Source organism: Streptomyces sp. CB02414, from assembly GCF_001905385.1.
Taxonomy (GTDB): Bacteria; Actinomycetota; Actinomycetes; order Streptomycetales; family Streptomycetaceae; genus Streptomyces.
Map to the genome: position 1 here is coordinate 390,837 of NZ_LIPF01000002.1, position 20,818 is coordinate 411,654.

Here is a 20,818-nt window from a genome sequence, read left to right on the forward strand (position 1 = left end):
TTCGTCTCGTTCGTCTCGTTCGTACCGGGCGGCTACTCGCCCGTGATCGTTCCGAAGTCCGTTCCCGAGCCCAGGATCAGGCCCGCGCCGAGGAGGAGCATCGTGGCCGGGACCATGAACGTCGTGATCATCATCGTGGCCTTGGGGACGGCGCGGGCGGCCTTGCGGCGGGCGTTCTGGGCGTCGGTGCGGCGCATGTCCTTGGCCAGGGAGACCAGGGTGTCGACGATGGGGGCGCCCAGTTCCTCGCCCTGCTGGAGTGCGGTCACGAACATCGCCACCTGTTCGGAGTCGTTGCGCCGGCGCAGTTCCGCGAAGGCCTGGCGGCGGCCCATGCCGAGGTCCATCTGGCGCAGGGTGATGCGCAGTTCGTCGGCCCAGGGGCCCTCGTAGCGCGTCGCCACGCGGTCCAGGGCCTGACGGAAGCCGAGGCCGGCGCTGACCACCACCGCCAGGACGTCCAGGAAGTCGGGGAGCGTGCGCTCGATCTCGTCCTTGCGGATGCGGATCGCCGACCAGATGCCGACCTCGGTCCAGAAGGCGCCGAAGGCCAGCAGGAGCAGCGCGACGACGAACTGGCCGCGGAGGAGGAAGACCAGGAAGCCGACCGCGCCCAGGAAGCCGTAGACCGCGCGGCGGGCGGCGTAGCGGTCGATGGTGAGGCCGCCGGGGTTGCCGGCCAGGTCGATCCTGCGGCGGTACTTGGCGACCAGGGCGGGGCCCATGACGCGCAGTACGGCGGGGGCGTAGCGCATGCCCATGCGGTCGACGAGGGAGTCGACGGCGCCGGTGCGGGTGGAGCCGACCTCCAGGGCGAGGGCGAGGTCGCCGGGGAGCTTCGCCTCCGCCCGGTACATGCGGATGCCGGCGAAGACGCCCCACACGCTCAGGGCCGCCAGCAGTGCGAGGAGCAGTCCGATACCCATTGCGGCTCCCTTCTCAGACGTCGATGCGGGACAGGCGGCGGATGAGGACGAAGCCGACGGCGTAGAGCGCGAAGGCGACGACGACGGCGACCTGGCCGGCCGGGGAGCCGGTCATGCGTTCCAGGGCGCCGTCCTTGACCCCGTTCATGAGGAACAACGAGCCGACACCGAGGACGGGGACGGCGTACGAGGTCATGCTGACCTGGGAGAGCTGGGTGCGGACCTCGCGGCGGGTCTCCTTGCGCTCCTCCAGGGTCTCCGTGAGGTTGCGCAGGGCGCTGACGACCTGGCCGCCCGCCCGGTTGGAGAGGACCAGGGTGGTGACCAGGACGACGAGTTCGCGGGAGGGGAGGCGGTCGGCGAGTTCGCCGAGGGCGTCGTCCATCGAGGCGCCGATGGCGAGCTGGTCGGCGACCTTGCCCAGTTCCTCGCCGGCGGGGGCCTCCAGCTCCTCCGCCGCCATGCCGATGGCGGTGCGCAGGGCGAGGCCGGCCTGGGTGGCGTTGGCGAGGATGCGGGCGAGTTCGGGAAGCTGGTTGATGAACTTCTCGATGCGTTTCTGGCGTTGCCAGTTGAGGAACTGGACGGCCACGCCTATGCCCAGCAGGCCGGCGAGCGGGCCGAAGAAGGGCGCCAGGGCGGCCTGGCCGATCAGCCAGAGGCCGGCGACGGTGGCGAGCATGTAGGCGAAGAACTCGCCGGGGGTGAGGTCCAGGCCGGTCGCCGCCAGGCGCAGTTCCAGCTTGCGGCCGAGTTTGGTGCGGCGCAGGCGGCGGTCCAGGGTGCGGAAGCGGCGTCTGCGGCCGGCGGGCGGGAGCTGTCCGGCGGCGGAGAGGCGGTCCACCAGGGCCTGGCGCTGGGCCTTGCCGGCGGCGTAGGAGTGCACGCCGGCCACCGCGAGGGCGCAGGTCAGCAGCGTGATGCCGGTGGTGAGGGTGACGAGGTTGTCGAGTTCCATCGGGCGGTCCGTCCTACCTGGCTTCCCGGGTGGCGAGCTGGTCGGTGGTGTGGGCGACGCCGAAGGCCTGGGGGACGGGCTGGTTCGCCATGTAGAGGCGCTCGGCGGTGCGGCGCGGCAGCGGGTGGTACTCGAAGGCGCCGTGGATACGGCCGTCGGGAGTCATCGGGCGGGCGCCGAAGCGGGCGACCGTGGCCAGGCGGTACGGCTCCCCGCCATGGCTGTCGAGCAGCGCGATCTCGGTGATGCGGCGGGCGCCGTCGGCGAAGCGGGTGAGCTGGACGATGACGTCGACCGCGCTGTTGATCTGGTCGTGCAGGGCGACGAAGGGCACCTCGACGTCCGACATGGAGGCGAGGGTCTGGAGCCGCATCAGGGCGTCCTCGGCGCTGTTGGCGTGGACGGTGGCGAGGGAGCCGTCGTGGCCGGTCGACATGGCCTGGAGCATGTCCAGGGACTCGCCGCCGCGGACCTCGCCGACGACGATGCGGTCGGGGCGCATGCGCAGCGAGTTGCGGACGAGGTCGCGGATGGTGACGCGGCCCTGGCCCTCGACGTTCGGCGGGCGGGACTCCAGGCGGATCACGTGGGCCTGCTGGAGCTGGAGTTCCGCCGAGTCCTCGATGGTGATGATGCGCTCGTGCTCCGGGATGAGGCCGGAGAGGGCGTTGAGGAGGGTCGTCTTCCCGGTGCCGGTCGCGCCGGAGACGATGATGTTGAAGCGGGCCTGCACCAGGCCGGCCAGCAGGTACAGCATGTGGTCGTCGAGCGAGCCGAGGCCGATCAGTTCGTGCAGGGTGAAGGAGCGCGGGAAGCGGCGGATGGTGAGGGTCGCGCCGGTGAGGGAGAGCGGCGGGATGATGACGTTGACGCGCTCGCCGGAGGGGAGTCGGGCGTCGACCATGGGGTTCGACTCGTCCACGCGGCGGTTGACCGTCGACACGATGCGCTCGATGGTCTGCATCAGCTGGTCGTTGGAGGCGAAGCGGAGGGGGAGCTGTTCGACCCGGCCGCCGCGTTCGACGAAGATCGCGTCGGGGCCGTTGACCATGATCTCGGTGATCGACGCGTCTTCGAGCAGGGGTTCCAGGATGCCGAGGCCCAGCGCCTCGTCGACGACCCGCCGGATGAGCTGGGAGCGTTCGACCGTCGACAGGACAGGGCCCTCGCGGCTGATGATGTGGCCGAGGACGCGTTCCAGGCGGGCCCGGCGCTCGGCCGTCGCCAGTGAGCTCATCTCGGCGAGGTCGATCTCCTCGAGGAGCTTGGCCCGGTAGGAGGCGACGAGGTGTCCGTCCTCGCCCCGGCTGCCGTGCTCCTCGGGGGAGTGGATGCGTGCGCGCAGGCTCATGCGTCCTCGGCTCCTCGGTCAGTGGTCGATCGGCATGGTGGCCGTCTTGGTGGCGTTCCCGAAGTCCCAGCCGGGGACGATCGAGGGGATGTCGACGGTGGCCGTGACGGTGACCTCGTCGCCGCCCTCCGCCGCCCCGCAGTCCGTGCCGCCGGCCAGCCAGTCACTGACCGCCGCGTCGCACGCCTGCCCGGCGCCCTCGTCGAGGGAGGCGCTGCGGGCCCCGGCGCGGGCGGCGGTGCCGGCCTGCTGGGCGGTGTAGGCGATCAGGCCGAGCTGTACGGCGGCCAGGGCGACGACGATCAGGATCGGGAGGAAGCCGAGGTACTCGATGGCGACCTGGCCCCGGTCCCTCGTAGGAGCCCTTCGGGCGGAGTTTCGGGCGGAGTACGGCATCTCAGTCGGTCTCCTCCTCCACGGCCCCCGCGTGACCCCGCACGTCGAAGGGGAAGCTGACCGTGCCCGGGAAGAGGATCGGGACCCTGATCTCGACGTCGGCCGTGACGAAGCCGCCCGCCGTGCCGCAGTCCACACCGGCGCCCCCCTCCCACGCGCCCGGCAGCTTGTCGCGGCCCGCCTCCTCGCAGGCCCCCTGCCGTGCCCCCCGTTCGGCGGCCGTCGCCGCCCGTACCGCCTCGTCGGCAGCATTACCCGCGAGCGTGAACGTGTATCCCACGAGCACGAGCTGCCACAGCACCACCAGCGTGACGATGATCGTCGGCAGCATGCCGAGGAACTCGACGGTGACCTGGCCCGAGTCGCGCCCCCTGCCCCGTACCCGTGCCCGTAACGCGCTCATCCCCCACCGTCCTTCCGCCGCCGGAAGCTCACCGACCCCCGGTCGCCGCGGAACCGGCCGCCGCCCTTCCTGTGGTCCGCCTCCGGCGCCCTGACCAGGCGCAGTTCGCCCGCGAGGGTCCACAGGGCCTGCTTCACCGTGCTCTTGGCGTCCAGTTCGTGGACGCGGCCGGCGTCCACGGCGCCCTGGAGTTCCTTGAAGTTGGCGGGGACGGTGGTGCCGGCGACCGGCGTGCCGGTGATCTTCTCGATCAGGGCGGGCTGGATCTCGGTGCCCCGCGTGTGCCGGTTGACGACCACGGTCGTCTCCTCGGCCTTGCGGATCTGCAGCCGGTCCCACATCCGCACCGCCCGCTTGGCGCCCCGTACGGCGACCACGTCGGGGGTGGTGACCAGCAGCGCGGAGTCCGCCATCTCCACGGCCGCCGCGCCGGCCCCGCCGAGCTGGGCGCCGCAGTCGATGACGACGACCTCGTAGCGGGAGCGCAGGGCGCTGACGATCTGGCGGGCGGCGCGGTCGGTGACCTCCTCGCCGCGTTCGCCCTCGCCGGGGGCGAGCAGCAGGGCCAGGCCCGTGTCGTGGCGGAAGACCGCGTCGGCCAGTACGCGCGGGGAGATGTCGTTGATGGTGGCCAGGTCGACCACCGAGCGGCGGAACTGGACGTCCAGGTAGGAGGCGATGTCACCGGCCTGGAGGTCCATGTCGACCAGGGCGGTGGGCCGGCCCGACGCCTGTGCGGCCAGCGCCAGCTGGATGGCCGTCAGGGTGGCCCCCACACCGCCCTTCGCGCCGCCGACCGTGACGACGGTGCCGCCGACGCCGGTGAAGACGTCGCCGCCGCTGCCCAGGTGCCGGCGTACGCCCACGGACCACTGGGCGACCGCCTGGACGCGGCTGGCGAGTTCCTCGTAGCTGAGCGGCAGGGCGACCAGGCCGCGGGCGCCGTAGTCCATGGCGGCCTGGAAGAGGCCGGGGCCGGGGTCGGAGGTGACGAGGATGACGCCGACGGCGGGGAAGCGGAGGGCTACCTCGCGGATCAGCTCCAGGGCCGGGACCGGGCCGATGCGCTCGTGGACGACGACGACCTCGGGCAGTTCGTCGACGGACTCGGCGGCGAGGCGGGCGAGGGTGTCGACGAGCTGGGTGGAGTCGACGACCGGGGCGACGGGTTCGGCGTCCGGCAGCTGGCTGAGCAGGGTCGTGATGGACCGTGCGGCGTCCGCGTCGCCGACCGCCGGGAGAATCCTCGTGGGCATACGGGGCTCACTTGTCCTTCGCGAGTTCGTACGTCCGGTCCTCGTCCGGGACCGTGGTGTCGCTGCCGGGCGCCACCAGCGCGAGCCGGACCCGCTGGGCGAACGACTCGGCGTAGGTGATGCGCTGTGCGTCGATGGTGGACAGGGCGAAGGTGATGGGGACGGCGTCGGTGGGTTCGCGGTCGCGGCTGTTCTCGTCGGGCTCCAGCGAGGTGAGGTCGCCGACGTCGATGACCTTGGCGTTCGTCACGATGATCTTGGACTGGGCGGGATCACCCTCCCGCTGCCCCTCGAAGGTGGCGTACACGTTGACGGAGGAGCCCGGTGTGATCTTGCCGGCCACGCCGGTCGCCGCGTCGATCATGATGGCGACCTCCTGCTGCCCCGGCCGCAGGGCGGGCTGGTCGACGATCATGTCGCTCTGCAGCAGTGAGCCCGCCTTCAGCGTCGTCACGGCGATCTTGCCGCGGACCTGGCCGAGATCCGTGACGGCGTTCTTCGACAGCCAGCGCTCGGGCATCTCGATCTTCTCGAACTGCCGCGCGCTCAGCGGCGTGTAGGGCTCCACGTCGGTCTTGAGCCGGTACGCGGTGACCTCGGGTCCGACCTTCGACTTCACGTCGTTGACGACGGACAGCACGCCGGCGAAGACGCCGAGGGCGCAGAGGACCGACAGGATCAGCAGGATGATGCCGCGGCGCTGACGGGAGTTCATGTGCCGTGCAACCTCATTGGGGGAATCGGTCGAGCCGGATCGGATGGCGGGGCGGGCGGGGCGGTACGGGCCTACCCCGGTGGCGGTACGGCCTACCCCGTGAGGGCGCGTCTCTCACGGCGCCGGCCGAGCGCGGGGCCGCGGCGCTCACCGGGGCCCCCGCGCTCACCGAGGGCGCGGCGCTCGTCGAGAGCCCGGCCCCGGCCCGGGTCGGCGTCGTACTCCGGCGGTGTCGCGGAGCAGAACACGCACCGGTCGCCGATGACGTCGATGCCGCACCAGTGGCACCTGCTCTGCCGCACGGACGCGACCAGCTGGTAGAGGACCGACAGGTCGGGCAGGTAGGCGCAGAACTCGGTCAGCTTGCCGGTGCCCCACCAGCCCGGGGAGTCGGCGGGCAGCGGCAGCTCGCGCAGGCCCTGCACCCGCCAGGACGGGGCGAGGGTGCCGGTGACCCAGTCGGGTGCGAGCTGCCCCTTGGCGACCAGCAGCCAGGTCCCGAACTCCGGCCCGTCGAGGGCGGCGTCCGGCCCGATCCGCACCAGTTGCGGGACGGGGTGGGCGACGACACCGAACTGGCTTCCCGGCATCCATGACCTGGCGTGCGACTTGAGCCCCACGGGGACGTGGTCCAGCCGGGCGACCGAGCCGAGGAGCGCGCCGGCGTGGATGTAGTGGGTGAGGAGGCGGCCGGCCGAGGCGAGGACGCCGGGGCTGAGGTCGCAGGAGGCGAGCTGGCGCAACTGGCGGGCCAGCACCGCGAGTCCGAGCGGGGGCAGGGGCGGCCGGAACAGGGCGATCCGGTCGGTCTCCAGGAGGGCGCGGACGGTGTGCAGCCGGCGTTCCACACTCGCCGGGAGGACCTGCGAGCACACCACGATCACATGGCCGTGCTGCTCGACCAGCCCCTGCAGCTCGGCCAGCACCTGCTCCAGCGGACGCTGGTCGACGTCCTGGAGCACGGTCGCGGGCAGCGTCCGATCGTCCTGCGGCGGCAGTGCCATGTCGGCACTGGTCACGGCAATGGCAGTTGGCACGCGCGGCTCCCCGTCTCCCCATGCCCGTCGGCGTGCCGGTGTTACTCCGGCACACCCGGATGACTTCACTGCGTGACTACCTGAGCACTGTATCCACGCGTCTGTGACCGGAGAACAGCGTTTCTGTAGCTGTGGAACAACTTGTGTGGCACAAGTTGCGTCAAAACGGGGCAGGTTGAGCATTTCCCGGTCACGGCTCGGGCGGCACGCGACCTCATCTCGGACGCCGCCAAGTCCGCGAGGCGGCACCGAACTTGGTCCGTACCTACCTCTTGACACCTTCAATTGGTCTGGACCACCTTGTATCTCACTGCCCCCATCTCCCCACCGGAGGCCCCCATGGACCCCGTACGCCGACGTACCGGCGGACAGACCGGCAGACAGTTCGGCAGACGGACGAAGTTCTGGGCGGGTGCCGTCACCGCCGCGCTCGCCCTCTCCGTCACCGCCGTCGGCCAGGCGTCCGCCGCCGACGTCAACAACGCGAGGAACGCCGGCTTCGAGGCCGGACTGAGCGACTGGACCTGCTCGGCGAACAGCGGTACGACCGTCTCCTCCCCGGCACACGGCGGCTCCGCCGCGCTGAAGGCGACGCCGAACGGGCAGGACAACGCCCGCTGCTCCCAGACGGTGAAGGTCAAGCCCGGCTCGACGTACGACCTGAGCGCCTGGGTGCAGGGCGGGTACGCCTACCTGGGCGTGACCGGCACGGGCACGACCGACGTCTCGACGTGGACCCCGGACTCGACCGCCTGGAAGCAGCTGCGGACGACCTTCACCACGGGCTCCTCCACCACCTCCGTGACGGTCTACACGCACGGCTGGTACGGGCAGTCCGCCTACTACGCCGACGACCTCTCCGTCTTCGGCCCGGACGGCGGCGGCGGTGACGACGGCGGCCCCGAGCCCACGGTGCCGGCCACCCCGGCCGGCCTGAGCGTCTCCGGCACGACCTCCACCTCCGCGTCCCTCGCCTGGAACACGGTCTCCGGCGCCACCGGCTACAACGTCTACCGCGACGGCACGAAGGTGACGGCGGTGACCGGCACGTCGGCGACCGTGACCGGCCTCGCGGCCTCGACGTCGTACTCCTTCCAGGTCACGGCCACCAACGCGGCCGGTGAGTCGGCGAAGTCGGCGGCGGTCACGGCCCGCACCACGGCGCCGGACGACGGCGGCGGCGACGGCGACCTGCCCAAGCACGCGGTGACCGGCTACTGGCAGAACTTCGACAACGGCGCGGAGGTCCAGCGGATCTCGGACGTCTCCTCCCAGTACGACATCATCGCGGTGGCCTTCGCGGACGCGACCGGCACTCCGGGCGCGGTGGACTTCAACCTCGACACGGCCGGCCTCGACGGCTACACGGTCGACCAGTTCAAGGCGGACGTCCGGGCCAAGCAGGCGGCCGGCAAGAAGGTCATCATCTCGGTGGGCGGCGAGAAGGGCACCGTCTCGGTGAACGACGCGGCCTCCGCGACCAACTTCGCGAACTCCGTGTACGCGGTGATGCAGGAGTACGGCTTCGACGGCGTCGACATCGACCTGGAGAACGGCCTCAACGCGACCTACATGACGCAGGCCCTGCGCGCCCTGTCGGCGAAGGCGGGCCCGGACATGATCCTGACGATGGCGCCGCAGACCATCGACATGCAGTCGACGTCCGGCTCGTACTTCCGGACGGCGCTGAACGTGAAGGACATCCTCACCGTCGTCAACATGCAGTACTACAACAGCGGCACGATGCTGGGCTGCGACGGCAAGGTGTACGCGCAGGGCACGGTCGACTTCCTCACCGCCCTGGCCTGCATCCAGCTGGAGAACGGCCTCGACCCGTCCCAGGTGGGCCTCGGCCTCCCGGCCTCCACCCGCGCGGCCGGCGGCGGCTACGTCGCCCCGTCGGTGGTCAACGCCGCCCTGGACTGCCTCACCAAGGGCACGAACTGCGGCTCCTTCAAGCCGTCGAGGACGTACCCCGACCTGCGGGGCGCGATGACCTGGTCCACGAACTGGGACGCGACGTCGGGCAACGCGTGGTCCAACGTGGTGGGACCGCACGTGGACGCGCTGCCTTAGCGTCGGCCGAACCGGTTCCGGCTCCTGCCCACGCAGGGCCGCGGGGGTCACCGTTCCCCGACAGGGTTGAGCTGAGCGCAGAACCGCCAGGAGCCCGCCCCGGCACGAATACCGGGGCGGGCTCCACCTCATGTGATCGTCAGCGCAGCGCTTCGAGCTCGCGCATGGGGAAGGGGTGGCCCCACTCCTTGAGGTAACGGGCTTCGCCGAATTCGACGAGGAGTTGCTCCGCCATCGAGCGGACTTCGTCGATGAAGCCTGCGGTGGACACCCGCCCGGCCCAGATCGGTTTGCCGCCGGCCCACCGGTTCACGGTCGACTGGACGTTGGAGAAGCAGACGATCTGCACGTAGACGTCTTCTCGGGCATCGGAAAAGAACACCCGGGTGCCACTGGGCTCGTCCTCCAGAACCACGAAGGACGATCTGGACCCGATCTGGAGGTCGCGGGTGGATCGCAGGAGACTTTTCAGTGCGTCACCCAGGTAGGTGGTCTGGATCTCCAGGTCCTTCCCTGCGGCACTCCAGTGCCAAGTGGCGGTTCCCGGGCCCATCAATTTCCAGTACATCGCTCTATCAGCTCCTTAGTCCAGCTGGTCGGGATCGAGCGGACTGCCTGGCTCCGCCGCGGTCAGAGGTCAAGGGGACCACGGCCGGTCGAGGCACGGCTCACAGGACCTGTGAAGCCCGTATGAAACATTTCCAGAGGCCCACCGCATCAGTGAGGTGAAGGCAGTACACGGCAGCGGTGAGTGCGGGGGAACGCGAGTATGAGACAGGCGCGGGCGGACGAGTACGCCGAGTTCGCGGTGGCGCGGGCCGGACACCTGTACCGGTCCGCCTGTCTGCTCACCGCCGGGGACACGCACCTGGCCGAGGACCTCGTCCAGGAGACCTTCGGGCGGCTGTACGTCCGCTGGGGACGCGTGTCCCGGGTGGGGAACCCCGCCGGGTACGCCCAGACCGTGCTCACCCGCGTCTTCCTCGCCCACCAGCGGCGGCGCAGCAGCCGGGAACGGGCCACCGACGTGTTCCCGGACCTGCCCGGCGCCGGGGACGGCGACGCCTCGCTGCGGCTGACGCTGCTGGACGCGCTGGCGCGGCTGCCCGCCAAGGACCGGGCCGTGGTCGTCCTGCGGTACTGGGAGGACCGGTCGATCGAGGAGACCGCCGACGTCATGAACGTCAGCTCGGCGGCCGTGCGGACCCGGTGCTCCCGGGCGCTGGGCCGGCTGCGTGACCTGCTCGGCGAGGAGCTCGCGGAGTACGCCAGATACTGACGTAACCGATCTCGTTCCCCCGATCCCACTCCCCCACTTCGGCTCTCACTTCTCCCATCCATGCGGAAAGGGTGGTTCGCCATGCCCGAAAACCAGGACCAGGAAATCTTCGAGGAGCGGCTCTCCGCCGCCCTGCACCAGACCGGCGGGGGTTTCCACGCCGACCGTTCGGCCCTCGTCACCGGCGGGCGGGTCCGCGGGCGGCGGGCGCTGACGCGGCGCCGGGCCGGGGTGCTGGGCGGGGTGGCCGGGGTCGCGCTGGTCGGGGTGGGCGGGGCGATGCTGCTGCCGCAGGGGAACGCCGACGGACGGGACGTCTCCGCCGCGACCACCGGGGCCACGTCACAGCCCTCGGCCTCGGCCACGACGCCCGCTCCGCCTCCCGTCTCCGGCGACACCATCCTCGGTGAGCTCAAGAAGCTGCTTCCCGAGGGTGAGTTCAGCCAGGAGGACGCCCGGGGGTCGGCCGACCAGCCTTCGCCGTACGCGTATGTCGTGTACGACGACGGGGAGGGGGCCGCCGCGATCAGCATGGGCCTCTACCGGGTGGAACCGGGCAGCGCTCAGGTCCGCCAGCTCATGGAGTGTCCCGACGAGACGTTCGTCCCGCACGACTCCTGCTCCTCCACCCGACTGCCCGACGGCTCGCTGCTGCGGCTGTTCAAGGGCTACGAGTATCCCGACAAGCGCGTCGAGACCAAGCTCTGGACCGCCGACCTGGTCACGGACAAGGGGCAGCACGTCAGCCTGAGCGAGTGGAACGCGCCCGCGCAGAAGGGCGCGCCCGTCTCCCGTGCGGAGCCTCCGCTGTCGGCCGAGCAGCTGAAGGAGGTCGTCACGGCGGAGGTGTGGCGCCAGGTCGTGGACGCGATTCCCAAGGACCCGAAGTCCGTCGAGCCCACCAAGGCCGCCCCGCCCGCCGGCGAACCGCCTGCCCCCGTCTCCGGCAAGGACGCCAACGAGACGCTGGTCGGACTGCTCCCGGAGGGGCTGGACGTGGTCAAGGAGGGCGGGCAGGAGAGCGGGTTCACCTACGTCGTCGTCGATGACGGGCAGGGTGAGAGCCTCGTCCAGGTCAACGTCCAGTACGGGATGGACGACGTCGCCGGCCAGCTCTACGGCGGTGGGGAGGAGCTTCCCGACGGCACCCTGGTCAAGACACGGCAGGGAATCGGGGACGACCGGGTCCCGGGGGTGCTCATGTGGACCGCCGACACCCTGCGGCCCGGCAAGGACGGCTTCCGCGTGGTGATCAGCGCCTTCAACAACGGCGCCGCGCACGCCGAGCCGTCCCGTGCCACTCCCGCGCTGACCATCGACCAGCTGCGGGAGATGGCGCTCAGCCCGGAGTGGGACAAGCTTCGGTAAGGACGGCGACGGTCCGGGCGGCGGTCAGAAGAAGTTGGCCCAAGGCTGGTCCCAGACCTCCTTCACGCACAGCACCAGGAACAGCAGGCCCGCGATCGTGAGCATGCCGTTGCTGAGCCAGCCGTTGCGCCACTCGGCCGGTGTGCGGGAGGAGTTGAGGAGCCAGACCAGGGTCAGGGCGAGGAAGGGCATGAAGGCCGCGCCCAGGACGCCGTAGATGATGACCAGGCGGAAGGGTTCGCCCTGGAAGAGCAGGACGATGGGCGGGAAGGTCAGCCACAGGAGGTACGCGCGGAAGGGCCAGGAGCGCTCGTGCTCACCGGTGGCGATCTCCTTGGCCTTGCCCGCCCGCTTGTCCCGCAGCCGGCTCACGAAGTCCGCGAACATCAGGCTCACACCGTGCCACACGCCGATGAGCGAGGTGAACGACGTGGCGAAGAAGCCGATCAGGAAGAACTTGGCCGTCGCCGTGCCGTACTCGTCCTCCAGGATGTCGCCGAGCTGCACCAGGCCCTTGCCGCCGCCGGAGAGGGCGATGTTCGCGGCGTGCAGCAGCTCCGCGCCGACGAAGAGCATGGCGACGACGAAGACGCCGGTGGTGATGTAGGCGACCCGGTTGTCCAGCCGCATCACCTTCATCCAGCCGGTGTTGGCCCAGCCCTTGGCGTTGACCCAGTAGCCGTAGGCGGCGAGCGTGATCGTACCGCCCACGCCGCCGATCAGGCCGAGGGTGTTGAGGACGGAGTCCTCTCCGTCGGGGATGACGGGGAGGAGGCCGGCGAAGGCGTCGCCCAGGTTGGGGGCGACCCGGATCGCCAGGTAGACCGTCACCACGAACATGACGCCGACCAGGACCGTCATGACCTTCTCGAAGACGGCGTACTTGTTGAACCAGACGAAGACCAGGCCGACCACGCCGCAGGCCACGCCCCACCATTCGAGGTCCATCACGCCGGGGAAGAGGGCCTGCAAGGGCAGGGCGCTGGACGACATCGCCGCCGCGCCGTAGGAGAAGCCCCAGATCACGACGTAGAACGCGAAGAACCACGTCGTCCAGCGGCCCAGGCTGGCCCAGCCGTCGAAGAGGGTGCGGCCGGTGGAGAGGTGCCAGCGGCCCGCCGCCTCGGCCAGGGAGATCTTGACCAGGCAGCCGAGGACCGCCGCCCACAGCAGGGTGTAGCCGAAGTTGCTGCCCGCGATCAGGGTGGCCACGAGGTCGCCGGCACCGACCCCGGTCGCCGCGACGACGATGCCGGGGCCGATGTAGCGCCAACTGGATTTGCGGGGTGCCGAGTCGGGGCCGTGTGGTGTCCCCGTGGCCTTGTCACTGGTGTTGCCCGTGGTGTCCGCCATGCGGGTCAAGAAAGCCCATGGTGGACGCTGGGACAAGAGGACGTGCGGGGATCTTCACTCGAAGGTGCCCGACCGGGGCCCTACTTCGCGTCGGCCGGCTCTTTTTCCTCGTCCGGCTCGGCCCGCTCCTCGCCGTCCTCGAAGTACGTGTCCAGGACTTCGTCCAGGGCTGCTTCCCACTCCTTGAAGCGGCTCCGGGACGTCGCCTCGATCTCGATCGGGTACCAGCGGCGGTCCGGCGTGTGCACCGTGACGGTGAACCGCTTGCCGAAGCGGCCGGTCTCCGTTTCGACGGCACCGACCTCGTCCCAGCGGAACTCGCAGCTCTGGTCGTCGAGGGCGAGACGTACGCCCTTGTGGTCGGCGACGATCCGGGCGCGGCGGTCGGCGGCCTCGAAGACGGGGCCGTCGGGGGCCTCCGCCTCCTCGTCCTCGTCCGGTTCGTCCGTCCGCTCGGCGGTCTCCTCCGGCTCGCGGGCGTCCTCGGCCTCGGACGCGGCGTCGGACGCCTCGGCGTCCGCCTTCTCCTCGGTCGTTTCCTTCGCCGGTCTCGCGTCCTCCGGCTCACCGGTCACGGGCGCGGTGAGCCCGGGGATGAAGGCCGGGTCGAATCCGGCGCCTTCCAGGGGCTGGCTGGTCGATCCTCTGCGCTGCTCCACAGCGGGCAGTATGGTCGACGAACCTGTGCCGGACACAGCCAGCCCCAACTTCGTTATCAGACGCCTACACGAACAGGCTCAGCACCGCCGCGACCACGAACCCGGCGACCGACAGCACGCTCTCCAGCACGGTCCACGTCTTGAGCGTGTCCCGTTCGCTGATGCCGAAGTACTTGGCGACCATCCAGAAGCCGCCGTCGTTGACGTGCGAGGCGAAGATGGAGCCCGCCGAGATGGCCATGATGACCAGGGCGACGAACGCCTGCGAGTGGTCGCCCTCGGCGAGCAGCGGCGCCACGATGCCCGCCGTCGTCACGATGGCCACCGTCGCCGAGCCCTGCGCGACCCGCAGCACCAGGGAGATCAGGTAGGAGAGGACGATCACCGGCAGGCCGACGTCGTTGAAGGTGTCGGAGAGGGCCTGGGCGACGCCGCTGGCGCTGAGGACGGCACCGAAGACGCCGCCCGCGCCGACGACCAGCAGGATGTTGCCGACCGGCTTCAGCGAGGCCGTCGAGACGGTCTCCAGGGACTTGCGGGACCAGCCGCGCCGGATGCCGAGCAGGTAGTAGGCGAGCAGCAGGGCGATGGTCAGGGCGACGAACGGGTTGCCGAAGAACTCGATCACCGAGCGGAGCGTGGACTCGTCCAGGGCGATGGAGGAGAAGGTCGCGGCGAGGATCAGCACCAGCGGGGTGCCGATGATGCCGAGGACCGTGCCGAGCGCGACGGGGCTCTCGTGCGGTGCGACGCCGGCCTTGGACTGCTCGTCGATGACGGCCTGCTTGGCCTCCTCGGCGGCCTCGACCATGTCCTGCGGCACCGGTACGAAGATGCGGCGGCCGATCCAGGCGGAGAACGCCCAGGCGGCGAGCACGGCGGGGATGCCGCAGACGATGCCCATGAGGATGACCCAGCCGAGGTCCACCTTCAGCAGTCCGGCGGCGGCCACCGGGCCGGGGTGCGGCGGCAGGAAGGCGTGGGTCATCGACAGGCCGGCCAGCAGCGGCAGGCAGTAGAGCAGGACCGACTTGCCGGAGCGCTTGGCGGCGGCGTAGACGATCGGCGCGAGGACGAAGATGCCGACGTCGAAGAAGACCGGGATGCCGAAGATGAGGCCGGTGAGGCCCATCGCGAGCGGGGCGCGCTTCTCGCCGAAGAGGCCCAGCAGGCGGGAGGCCAGGACCTGGGCGCCGCCGCTGACTTCGAGGATGGCGCCGAGCATGGTGCCGAGCATGGTGCCGAGGCCGATGATGATGGCGACGTGGCCGAGGATGCCGCCCATGCCGGACTCGATGGTGGAGACGGCGTCGGACTTCTGGACGGTGCCGAAGAGTTCGGTGACCGAGAGGCCGGCGAGCAGGCCGACGGCTATGGAGACGGCGAGCAGCGCGACGAAGGGCTGCAGCCGGACCTTGATGATCAGGAAGAGCAGGAGCGCGATGCCGATCGCGGCGACGGTGAGCAGTCCCGCCGTGCCGTCGATCAGGGTGAGCAGGCCGCCGGTGTGCAGTGGGGTCTCCGGGGCGGAGGCGGCGGCGAGCTGGAGGGATGGAAAGGACATACGGGGGTCCTCTGGGTAAACACATACTGCTTTCGGGCAGGGCGGGGCGCGGCACGGCGCCCGGAAGGGGAAGAGCGCCGTGCCGTGCGACAGGTGAAGAAGAGAGAAGGTGCGGCCGGGGGCGGGTCAGCCCAGGACGGCCAGCGCGTCGATCTCGATGAGGAGGCCGGCGGGCAGACCGACGTAGACGGTCGTGCGGGCGGCCGGGGGCTGGGTGAGGCCCTGCTCCTCGAAGTAGGCGTTGTAGATCTCGTTCATCTCCGCGAAGTGGTCCACGTCGGTGAGGTAGACGCGGAGCATCATCACGTCGTCCCAGGAGGCGCCGCCCTCCTCCAGGATCGCCTTGACGTTGGCGAGGGTCTGGAGGGTCTGCTCGCGCAGGGTCGGGCCGGCCGGGGTGGGGGCCTTGCCGTCCTCGTGGGGGAGGAAGCCGACCTGGCCGGCGACCTGGAGGATGTTGCCCTTCTTGACGCCGTGGCTGAACTTCGCCGGGGGGACGGTGTGGGTCGCGGGGGTGAGAGCGATCTTGTCGGTCATGCGGTGACTTCCTTGACTGGGGTCCTGCCGGAGTACTCGCCGCTGATCGCGTCCGCCGTACGGCGGACCAGCGGGAGCAGGGTGAGGAGTTCGTCGGCGGTGACGACCACGTTCGGCGCGGAGACCGACATCGCGGCGACCACCCGGCCGTCGGCGCCCCGGATGGGCGCGGCGACGCAGTTGATGGACTCCTCGTGGCCACCGAGGTCGGTGGCCCAGCCCTGTTCGCGCACCTTGGCCAGCTCCGCGAGGAAGCCGTCAGCGTTGGGTGTCGAACGGGCCGTGTACATGGGGTAGTCGAGCTTCTCCACGACCGCTCGGCGTTCGTTCTCGGGGAGGTCGGCGAGGAGCAGCTTCGCCACGGCCGCCACCGTTATGGCGACGGGCTTGCCGATCCGCGAGTACATGCGGACCGGGTAGCGGCTCTCCACCTTGTCGATGTAGAGGACCTCGTTCTCCTCGTACACGGCGAGGTGGACGGTGTGGCCGCACTGCTCGTTGACGCGTACGAGGTGGGGGTGGGCGATCTCGCGGACGTCCAGGTTCTCCATCGCCTCCTGGGCGAGGGCGATGAGGCGGGCGCCGAGGCGGTAGCGCTGGTCCTCCTGGCGGTAGACGAAGCCGTGTTCGTGGAGGGTGCGCAGCAGGCGCAGGGCCGTGGACTTGTGGACGCCGAGGCGGTCGGCGACCCGGCCCAGGTCGGCGGGGCCCTCGGCGAGCAGCGGCAGGATGCTCAGCGCGCGGTCGACGGTCTGGCTCATGGGGTGCGTACCTCCTCCTCGGCCCTCGCGTCGGCCTGTGTCCAGCCGGGGCCGAGTCGAAGTGTCCCCCACGCGTCGTCGTCGAGGGCGGCCAGGCGGTCGGCGTGGCCGCGGGCCGGGGGTGTGGCGAGGTCGCCGGGGACGGTGAGGGCGGCGGCGGCCATCAGGTGGCCGTGGCGCAGGCGCTCGCGCACGGGCAGGTCGCGCAGGGTGGCGGAAAGGAACCCGGCGGCGAAGGCGTCGCCCGCGCCGACGGCGGCGACGACGTCGACGGTGAGGGCGGGCACGGAGACGGCCTCACGCCCGTGGAAGGCGGTGGCGCCGCTCGCGCCCTGCTTGACGACCAGCACCTCGGGTTCGGGCAGCGCGGCGCGCACGGCTTGTGGACCGCCCAGGTCCCAGGCCTCGTCCTCGCCGACGAAGACGAGGTCGGCGCCCCGGGCCAGGTCGAGCAGCACGCGCGCGCCGTCGGTGTCGCCGCGCCAGAGGCCGGGGCGGTGGTTGACGTCGAAGGAGACGAGGGGCCGGCCGGGGCGGCGGGCGGTCAGCTCGCGCATCAGATCCAGGCAGTCGGCGGAGAGCGCGGGCGTGATGCCCGAGAGGTGGAGCACGCGGCCGGAGCGGATCGCGTCGAGGTCCATGGTGCCGGCGGACATCGCGGAGGCGGCGGAGCCCGCGCGGTAGTAGGCGACCTCGTGGGCGTCGGTGGCGCGGTCCCCGGCGGTGCGGAAGTAGACGCCGGTGGGGCGGTCGGGGTCGCGGCGCACGGCGGAGACGTCGACCCCGTAGGCGCCGATCGCCTCGACGAGGTGGTCGCCGAAGCCGTCCGCGCCGACCCGGCTGATCCAGCGGGCGGTGTGTCCGGCGGCGGCGAGCACGCAGGCCACGTTGGACTCGGCGCCGCCGATGGCGCGGTCGAAGGAGGGGACGTCGGCGAGGCGGCCGGGTACGGAGGGGAGGAAGGTGACCATGGACTCGCCGAGCGCGACGACGTCCACGACGTCGGGGGTGGTGCCACGGGGTCGTTCGACGGTCACGATGGTCTCGGCTCCTGGTCGCGTCGCTCGGGCGGGGGCTCCGTTGACCCCGCGTTCGCCGAGATGTTAGACAGCAGTAAGCGATATGCGCAACGGTCGTTGCAAGTGTTGCAACGCGCCCGCAACGCTTCAGATCAGGTTCAGATCAGGAGGCTCCATGGCCCTCGACACCGGCTCCGCGAACGGCCGCGACGCCCTCGCCAGACTGGCCGAGGAGCACGTCGACCACCGCTTCAAGGGCCTCCCGCCGGACGCGTACGGCCTGACCGTCGCCGAGCTGGCCGGACAGCGCCGCAACCTCTTCACCGGCGGCTTCACCACGCCCGTGCTGGCCCTGTCCGCCGAGCGCCTGGAGCACAACCTGAAGCTCATGGAGACGTACTCCGCCCGGCACGGCCTCGCCTTCGCGCCGCACGGCAAGACCTCCATGGCCCCGCAGCTCTTCCACCGCCAGATCGAGCACGGCGCCTGGGGCATCACCCTCGCCGTGCCGCACCAGGTGCGGGTGGCGCGGGCCTTCGGCATCCAGCGGGTCTTCCTCGCCAACGAGCTGGTCGACGCCGCCGCCCTCAGCTGGATCTCCGCCGAGCTGGACGCCGACCCGGACTTCCGCTTCGTCTGCTACGCCGACTCCGTGCAGGGCGTCCATCTGATGGACGCGGCGCTGACCGAGGCGGGCGCCTCCCGCCCGGTGGACGTCGTGGTGGAGCTGGCCGCAGGTGAGGGCGCGCGGACCGGCGTGCGCACCGAGGCGGAGTGCGCGGCGGTCGCCGACGCGGTGGCCGGGGCGCGAACGCTGCGGCTCGCCGGTGTCGCCGGGTACGAGGGCGAGGTGCCGGACGCCGACCCGGAGAAGGTGCACGCCTGGCTGCGGCGGCTGGTCACGCTCGCCGCCGACTTCGACAAGGGCGGGCGGTTCGACGGGCTGGAGGAGATCGTGGTGAGCGCGGGCGGCAGCGCCTGGTTCGACGCGGTGGCCGACGTGTTCGCCGAGGTCCCCGGCCTGTCCCTGCCGGTGCTGAAGCTGCTGCGCTCGGGCGCGTACGTCTCCCACGACGACGGCCACTACCGCGAGGTGACCCCCTTCAACCGGGTCCCCGAGGAGGGCGCCCTGGAGCCCGCCTTCCGCCTGTGGAGCCAGGTCGTCTCCCGCCCCTCCCCCGAGCAGGCGTTCACCAACGCGGGCAAGCGGGACGCGGCCTACGACCTCCACCTGCCCTTCGCCCAGGTCGTGCGCCCCGCCGACGGCGGCGCGGAGCGCCCGGCGACCGGCATCACGGTGACCGGCCTGTCCGACCAGCACGCCTGGCTGCGCACGTCCGCCGAGGCGGACCTGGAGGTGGGCGACTGGCTCGGCACCGGCCTGTCGCACCCGTGCACGTCCTTCGACAAGTGGCAGCTCATCCCGGTCGCCGAGGCGGACGGGACGGTCGTCGACTACATCCGCACGTTCTTCTAGAGGAGGCTCCGGTGGAAGAGCTGGTCATCAGGGACGCGGACGTCGTCGACGGCTCCGGCGCGGACGCGTACCGCGCGGACGTCGTGGTCGACGGGGGCCGGATCGTCTCGATCGTCAAGGAGGCGGCGGCCGCCGGCTGCCAGCGCCCCAAGGCGCGCCGCGAGCTGGACGCCGAGGGCCTGGTCCTCTCGCCCGGCTTCATCGACATGCACGCCCACAGCGACCTGGCGCTGCTGCGGGACCCCGACCACAGCGCCAAGGCCGCGCAGGGCGTCACCCTGGAGGTCATCGGCCAGGACGGGCTGTCGTACGCGCCGGTCGACGACCGCACCCTCGGCGAGGTGCGCCGCGCGATCGCCGGGTGGAACGGCCCCGGCGACGACGTCGACTTCGACTGGCGGTCGGTCGGCGAGTACCTGGACCGGCTCGACGCGGGCATCGCGGTCAACGCCGCCTACCTGATCCCGCAGGGCACGGTGCGCGCCCTCGCGGTCGGCTGGGACGACCGGGAGGCGACCGGGGCGGAGCTTGAGCACATGCGGCGGCTGGTCGTCGAGGGCATGGAGCAGGGCGCGGTCGGCATGTCGTCGGGGCTGACGTACACGCCGGGCATGTACGCCAAGGACGCCGAGCTGACCGAGCTGTGCCGGGTGGTGGCGTCGTACGGCGGCTACTACTGCCCGCACCACCGCTCGTACGGGGCCGGGGCGCTCCAGGCGTACGAGGAGATGGTGGAGCTGACGCGGGAGGCGGACTGCCCGCTGCACCTCGCGCACGCCACCATGAACTTCGGCGTCAACAAGGGCAAGGCGCCCGAGCTGCTGACGCTGCTGGACGGCGCGCTCGCCGCCGGTGCCGACATCACGCTCGACACGTACCCGTACACCCCCGGCTGCACCACCCTCGTGGCCATGCTGCCGAGCTGGGCGAGCGAGGGCGGCCCGGAGCAGATCATGAAGCGGCTGGCGGACGACGACACCGCCGAACGCATCCGCCACCACATCGAGGAGATCGGCTCCGACGGCTGCCATGGCGTGCCCATGGAGTGGGACACGATCGAGATCTCCGGCACGGGCGACCCGGCGCTCGGCGAATACGTCGGCCGTACGGTCATGGAGTCGGCGCGGCTGCACGGCGAGACCCCGTGGACGACCGCCCGCCGCCTGCTCCTGACGGACCGGCTGGCGCCGACCATCCTCCAGCACGTCGGCCACGAGGAGAACGTCCGCGCGATCATGCGCCACCGCGTCCACACCGGCGGCTCGGACGGCATCCTCCAGGGCGCCAAGCCGCACCCGCGCGCCTACGGCACCTTCCCGCACTACCTCGGGCACTACGTGCGCGAGCTGGGCGTGCTCTCCCTGGAGGAGTGCGTCGCGCACCTCACCTCCCGCGCGGCGGCCCGGCTGCGGCTGCCGGACCGGGGGCTGGTGCGGGAGGGGTACCGGGCCGACCTGGTGCTCTTCGACCCGGCGACGGTCGCGGCGGGCAGCACGTACGAGAACCCGCGCGTGCTGCCTACGGGCATCCCGTACGTGCTGGTCGACGGGCGGTTCGTGATGGAGGACGGGCGGCGCACGGACGTACTGGCGGGGCGGTCGGTGCGGCGCACTCCCCGGTAGCGCGGCCCGCGCCGGGTGACGAAACCCACCCAAAGCGACCGTCTCAAGTGGCGGATAACAC

At 71.3% G+C, this 20,818-nt stretch carries 20 protein-coding genes; 5 read left to right on the top strand and 15 right to left on the bottom strand.

Annotated elements, in window-relative coordinates; translation table 11 throughout:
• Nucleotides 1–32: 32 nt before the first annotated feature.
• From AMK11_RS07930 to AMK11_RS07965, 8 genes are all read right to left on the bottom strand, one after another.
• The gene (locus AMK11_RS07930) at nucleotides 33–926 is read right to left on the bottom strand and encodes a DUF5936 domain-containing protein (RefSeq protein ID WP_073724641.1); all 894 of its coding nucleotides are present in this window, start codon (nucleotides 924–926) and stop codon (nucleotides 33–35) included.
• Nucleotides 927–939: 13 nt separating this feature from the next.
• On the bottom strand, nucleotides 940–1,884 hold the full coding sequence (locus AMK11_RS07935; protein WP_073724643.1) for a type II secretion system F family protein: 945 nt from the start codon (nucleotides 1,882–1,884) through the stop codon (nucleotides 940–942).
• Between the two features lie 13 nt (nucleotides 1,885–1,897).
• On the bottom strand, nucleotides 1,898–3,235 hold the full coding sequence (locus AMK11_RS07940; RefSeq protein WP_073724645.1) for a CpaF family protein: 1,338 nt from the start codon (nucleotides 3,233–3,235) through the stop codon (nucleotides 1,898–1,900).
• Between the two features lie 18 nt (nucleotides 3,236–3,253).
• On the bottom strand, nucleotides 3,254–3,631 hold the full coding sequence (locus AMK11_RS07945) for a TadE/TadG family type IV pilus assembly protein (protein ID WP_073724647.1): 378 nt from the start codon (nucleotides 3,629–3,631) through the stop codon (nucleotides 3,254–3,256).
• 1 nt (nucleotide 3,632) lies between these two features.
• A complete protein-coding gene (locus AMK11_RS07950) occupies nucleotides 3,633–4,034 on the bottom strand; it encodes a septum formation initiator (RefSeq protein ID WP_073724649.1) in 402 nt (133 codons plus the stop codon).
• Nucleotides 4,031–5,290, bottom strand: a complete 1,260-nt coding sequence (locus AMK11_RS07955) for an AAA family ATPase (protein ID WP_073724651.1) — start codon at nucleotides 5,288–5,290, stop codon at nucleotides 4,031–4,033. Before AMK11_RS07955 ends, AMK11_RS07950 begins: the two co-directional genes overlap by 4 nt.
• Nucleotides 5,291–5,297: 7 nt before the next feature.
• Nucleotides 5,298–6,005: a Flp pilus assembly protein CpaB gene (cpaB, locus tag AMK11_RS07960; protein ID WP_073724653.1), complete on the bottom strand. Its 708-nt coding sequence runs from the start codon at nucleotides 6,003–6,005 to the stop codon at nucleotides 5,298–5,300.
• A 92-nt stretch (nucleotides 6,006–6,097) separates the two neighbouring features.
• Entirely contained in the window at nucleotides 6,098–7,009 is a 912-nt protein-coding gene (locus AMK11_RS07965) for a hypothetical protein (protein ID WP_073725672.1), read from the bottom strand.
• A gap of 372 nt (nucleotides 7,010–7,381) precedes the next feature.
• Here AMK11_RS07965 and AMK11_RS07970 point away from each other — a divergent pair, with 372 nt between their 5' ends.
• Nucleotides 7,382–9,118, top strand: a complete 1,737-nt coding sequence (locus AMK11_RS07970) for a chitinase (protein ID WP_073724655.1) — start codon at nucleotides 7,382–7,384, stop codon at nucleotides 9,116–9,118.
• 139 nt (nucleotides 9,119–9,257) lie between these two features.
• On the opposite strand, the gene AMK11_RS07975 is transcribed toward AMK11_RS07970, so the two are convergent.
• A complete protein-coding gene (locus AMK11_RS07975) occupies nucleotides 9,258–9,686 on the bottom strand; it encodes a hypothetical protein (RefSeq protein ID WP_073724657.1) in 429 nt (142 codons plus the stop codon).
• A gap of 201 nt (nucleotides 9,687–9,887) precedes the next feature.
• On the opposite strand from AMK11_RS07975, the gene AMK11_RS07980 reads away from it, so the two are divergent.
• Nucleotides 9,888–10,397, top strand: a complete 510-nt coding sequence (locus AMK11_RS07980; protein ID WP_073724659.1) for a SigE family RNA polymerase sigma factor — start codon at nucleotides 9,888–9,890, stop codon at nucleotides 10,395–10,397.
• Nucleotides 10,398–10,478: 81 nt separating this feature from the next.
• Nucleotides 10,479–11,765: a hypothetical protein gene (locus AMK11_RS07985; RefSeq protein WP_073724661.1), complete on the top strand. Its 1,287-nt coding sequence runs from the start codon at nucleotides 10,479–10,481 to the stop codon at nucleotides 11,763–11,765.
• A gap of 24 nt (nucleotides 11,766–11,789) precedes the next feature.
• Here the strand turns inward: AMK11_RS07985 and AMK11_RS07990 are convergent, their stop codons facing one another.
• From AMK11_RS07990 to AMK11_RS08015, 6 genes are all read right to left on the bottom strand, one after another.
• Nucleotides 11,790–13,118 carry an Nramp family divalent metal transporter gene (locus tag AMK11_RS07990; RefSeq protein ID WP_073724663.1) on the bottom strand — a complete coding sequence of 443 codons (1,329 nt, stop codon included), beginning with the start codon at nucleotides 13,116–13,118 and terminating at the stop codon, nucleotides 11,790–11,792.
• Between the two features lie 80 nt (nucleotides 13,119–13,198).
• Complete coding sequence (locus AMK11_RS07995; protein ID WP_073724665.1) at nucleotides 13,199–13,777, bottom strand: hypothetical protein; 579 nt, start codon at nucleotides 13,775–13,777, stop codon at nucleotides 13,199–13,201.
• 64 nt (nucleotides 13,778–13,841) lie between these two features.
• Nucleotides 13,842–15,341 carry a GntP family permease gene (locus AMK11_RS08000; protein WP_073724667.1) on the bottom strand — a complete coding sequence of 500 codons (1,500 nt, stop codon included), beginning with the start codon at nucleotides 15,339–15,341 and terminating at the stop codon, nucleotides 13,842–13,844.
• A 126-nt stretch (nucleotides 15,342–15,467) separates the two neighbouring features.
• Nucleotides 15,468–15,878, bottom strand: coding sequence for a RidA family protein (locus tag AMK11_RS08005; RefSeq protein ID WP_073724669.1), 411 nt, complete (start codon nucleotides 15,876–15,878; stop codon nucleotides 15,468–15,470).
• Entirely contained in the window at nucleotides 15,875–16,639 is a 765-nt protein-coding gene (locus tag AMK11_RS08010; protein WP_073724671.1) for an IclR family transcriptional regulator, read from the bottom strand. Before AMK11_RS08010 ends, AMK11_RS08005 begins: the two co-directional genes overlap by 4 nt.
• Complete coding sequence (locus tag AMK11_RS08015) at nucleotides 16,636–17,676, bottom strand: sugar kinase (protein WP_073724673.1); 1,041 nt, start codon at nucleotides 17,674–17,676, stop codon at nucleotides 16,636–16,638. The genes AMK11_RS08010 and AMK11_RS08015 overlap by 4 nt, the downstream gene beginning before the upstream one ends.
• A 157-nt stretch (nucleotides 17,677–17,833) precedes the next feature.
• Between AMK11_RS08015 and AMK11_RS08020 the strand changes: the two genes are divergently transcribed.
• Complete coding sequence (locus AMK11_RS08020) at nucleotides 17,834–19,135, top strand: amino acid deaminase (RefSeq protein ID WP_073724675.1); 1,302 nt, start codon at nucleotides 17,834–17,836, stop codon at nucleotides 19,133–19,135.
• 11 nt (nucleotides 19,136–19,146) lie between these two features.
• On the top strand, nucleotides 19,147–20,757 hold the full coding sequence (locus AMK11_RS08025) for an N-acyl-D-amino-acid deacylase family protein (protein ID WP_073724677.1): 1,611 nt from the start codon (nucleotides 19,147–19,149) through the stop codon (nucleotides 20,755–20,757).
• Nucleotides 20,758–20,818 lie beyond the last annotated feature (61 nt).

Bases quoted from the DNA above. Each gene is read 5' to 3' on its own strand.
- AMK11_RS07930 (WP_073724641.1), bottom strand. From the start codon at position 926: ATGGGTATCGGACTGCTCCTCGCACTGCTGGCGGCCCTGAGCGTGTGG.
- AMK11_RS07935 (WP_073724643.1), bottom strand. From the start codon at position 1,884: ATGGAACTCGACAACCTCGTCACCCTCACCACCGGCATCACGCTGCTG.
- AMK11_RS07940 (WP_073724645.1), bottom strand. From the start codon at position 3,235: ATGAGCCTGCGCGCACGCATCCACTCCCCCGAGGAGCACGGCAGCCGG.
- AMK11_RS07945 (WP_073724647.1), bottom strand. From the start codon at position 3,631: ATGCCGTACTCCGCCCGAAACTCCGCCCGAAGGGCTCCTACGAGGGAC.
- AMK11_RS07950 (WP_073724649.1), bottom strand. From the start codon at position 4,034: ATGAGCGCGTTACGGGCACGGGTACGGGGCAGGGGGCGCGACTCGGGC.
- AMK11_RS07955 (WP_073724651.1), bottom strand. From the start codon at position 5,290: ATGCCCACGAGGATTCTCCCGGCGGTCGGCGACGCGGACGCCGCACGG.
- cpaB (WP_073724653.1), bottom strand. From the start codon at position 6,005: ATGAACTCCCGTCAGCGCCGCGGCATCATCCTGCTGATCCTGTCGGTC.
- AMK11_RS07965 (WP_073725672.1), bottom strand. From the start codon at position 7,009: ATGGCACTGCCGCCGCAGGACGATCGGACGCTGCCCGCGACCGTGCTC.
- AMK11_RS07970 (WP_073724655.1), top strand. From the start codon at position 7,382: ATGGACCCCGTACGCCGACGTACCGGCGGACAGACCGGCAGACAGTTC.
- AMK11_RS07975 (WP_073724657.1), bottom strand. From the start codon at position 9,686: ATGTACTGGAAATTGATGGGCCCGGGAACCGCCACTTGGCACTGGAGT.
- AMK11_RS07980 (WP_073724659.1), top strand. From the start codon at position 9,888: ATGAGACAGGCGCGGGCGGACGAGTACGCCGAGTTCGCGGTGGCGCGG.
- AMK11_RS07985 (WP_073724661.1), top strand. From the start codon at position 10,479: ATGCCCGAAAACCAGGACCAGGAAATCTTCGAGGAGCGGCTCTCCGCC.
- AMK11_RS07990 (WP_073724663.1), bottom strand. From the start codon at position 13,118: ATGGCGGACACCACGGGCAACACCAGTGACAAGGCCACGGGGACACCA.
- AMK11_RS08000 (WP_073724667.1), bottom strand. From the start codon at position 15,341: ATGTCCTTTCCATCCCTCCAGCTCGCCGCCGCCTCCGCCCCGGAGACC.
- AMK11_RS08005 (WP_073724669.1), bottom strand. From the start codon at position 15,878: ATGACCGACAAGATCGCTCTCACCCCCGCGACCCACACCGTCCCCCCG.
- AMK11_RS08010 (WP_073724671.1), bottom strand. From the start codon at position 16,639: ATGAGCCAGACCGTCGACCGCGCGCTGAGCATCCTGCCGCTGCTCGCC.
- AMK11_RS08020 (WP_073724675.1), top strand. From the start codon at position 17,834: ATGGCCCTCGACACCGGCTCCGCGAACGGCCGCGACGCCCTCGCCAGA.